At 37.0% G+C, this 2,197-nt stretch carries 3 protein-coding genes; all 3 read left to right on the top strand.

Going from position 1 to position 2,197, the window contains the following annotated elements:
- Positions 1 to 102: 102 nt before the first annotated feature.
- Complete coding sequence (gene rdgB / locus AC3DU7_RS22120) at positions 103 to 708, top strand: RdgB/HAM1 family non-canonical purine NTP pyrophosphatase (protein WP_488041463.1); 606 nt, start codon at positions 103 to 105, stop codon at positions 706 to 708.
- A 444-nt stretch (positions 709 to 1,152) separates the two neighbouring features.
- Complete coding sequence (locus AC3DU7_RS22115) at positions 1,153 to 1,566, top strand: hypothetical protein (RefSeq protein ID WP_488041462.1); 414 nt, start codon at positions 1,153 to 1,155, stop codon at positions 1,564 to 1,566.
- Positions 1,567 to 1,625: 59 nt separating this feature from the next.
- The coding region (locus AC3DU7_RS22110) for an FGGY family carbohydrate kinase (protein WP_488041461.1) at positions 1,626 to 2,197 on the top strand (572 nt) is incomplete at its 3' end.

Genomic DNA, 2,197 nt, shown 5'->3' with positions numbered 1-2,197 from the left:
ACTGATAACTGATAACTGAAATGACCTCATCAAAGTGGAATACGCTGTAACTGAAATGACGTGGTATTCTATTTAAGAGCAAATAAATATTTATATAGAAGAATGACAAATATTAATCCCGCAGAAACAACTCCTAAATTTTTAGTTGTCGCTACTGGTAACCCGGGGAAACTTCAAGAAATGCAGGAATATCTAGCAGATTTGAATTTACAATTACAACTAAAACCAAAAGATTTAGAAGTTGAGGAAACTGGAGAAACTTTTCTAGCTAATGCTCGCCTCAAAGCTAGTGTTGTGGCCCAAGCTACTGGTCAATGGGCGATCGCTGATGATTCTGGATTAGCAGTAGATGCTTTAGATGGTAGACCAGGTATTTATTCTGCTCGTTATGCTCCTACTGTTGCGGAACAAATAGAGCGAGTATTAACAGAATTGGGAGATAACTCAAATCGTCAGGCACAGTTTGTCTGCGCTCTTGTCATTGCTAGAGCTGATGGCACAATTGCATTAGAAACAGAGGGAATTTGCCATGGAGAAATTTTATATAGTATCCGTGGCAATGGTGGGTTTGGTTACGACCCCATTTTTTATGTTCCTTCACAAGGGAAAACTTTTGCGGAAATGTCTGCTGAAATTAAGCGATCGCTCTCTCATCGCGGTCAAGCTTTTCAAATATTACTGCCTCAGTTGAAAGCTATTTTTGCCTAGTAGACATCTCTAGAAAAGAGGGAGTAGGGAGTAGGGAGTAGGGAGTAGTGGTCTGTCAGCTTTGAATTGATGAGTTAAGACAAGCAGGAAAAGCATAAAATACAGAGGATACGGAGGAAGATTAACCCATCAAAACTAACTTGACAGACCAGTAGGAGGAAATAATTGATAGTTTCTGTACGATAATTGATGTTATTTTTTATTATTGGAGATGTCTAGTTTTCTAGGATACTGTTTTTTTGGTTAGCAGGGAACATAAGGTGACAATTTCTAATTTGTCTACCGATATCTAAAAAAATCAGTCTATTGAATGCTGGTTTATGTGTAGCAAATTTAATTCTGGTACTTTTATAACCTGATAAATACGGAAACAAAATTTTGAGTTGGAAGAATTAATATAGGAAAGACTATACACCTCTAAAACAAATAAAGAAATAGAAAAATATGAATATCAAAGCTATTGCTCTGGCATCTGTTATTGGTTTATTTACTCCTGTGGCAGATATTACCTTAAATTCTCATAGTGCTTCTGCAATGCCTACCGACTTTGTCCGTCCAACTGGAGCTTTCATGGATAATAGCGAAAATTGGGTTGTTTGGCTGAAATTAGATGAGTTCGGAAACTATACCTATGAAGCTCAATCTCGAAAAACAGGCGCTTATCTAACTTTGAAAAATGCCTCAATTACAGGAAATAACCAACGCTATACTTATACCTTTAGAAACGGAAGTCACAAATATATTATTGCTCACCGACCTAAAGACCCGTCAATTATCCGCCTGACTGTTGTCAACCCACAAGGATATGTCATATTAAACCGCCTGATGGAAAAGGTTGGTAATGATTGGGATGTCTAAAACGTCTTAGTTTTTGTATATAATCTTCTAGTTTAGATTATAGCAAGTTTTTATCGAAAATGAGTTTATACTTAGGGCTTGATTTTGGCACTTCCGGAGCGCGTGCAGTGCTTATTGACTCTAACTTTCAAGTTAAAGCACAAACACAGTATGTTTGGGAAAATACTCAACAAAATAAATTGCCTCATGTTTGGCAAACAACTTTATTTAATCTAATTTCCGATATTCCCCAAGAAATGCGAGGGGAAATTCAAGCGATCGCTATTGATGGTACTTCGGCAACTGTATTATTGTGTGATGGTGATGGTAAACCTGTCACTGAAGCGCTTCTTTACAATGACAGTAGGGGAGTGGCAATGATGGATAAGTTGAGAAGTATTGCCCCACCTAATCATCCAGTTATTAGCGCTACTTCTAGTTTGGCAAAGTTGCTGTGGTTGATTGAAAATATTTCTCTGTCGAATAAAAGTTATTATTTTTTGCATCAAGCTGACTGGTTAGGATTTTTGCTTCATGGAAAACTAGGAGTTAGTGACTACAATAATGTGTTGAAACTCGGTTATGATGTAGGCGAGTTATCTTATCCAGACTGGTTGACTGATTTTGTTAATTCTGAAGTTGGAAAAAATAT

It is taken from the genome of Okeania sp., from assembly GCF_983059655.1.
The sequence above is the reverse complement of the archived record's forward strand: the minus strand, read 5'-3'. Positions and strand labels throughout refer to the sequence as shown.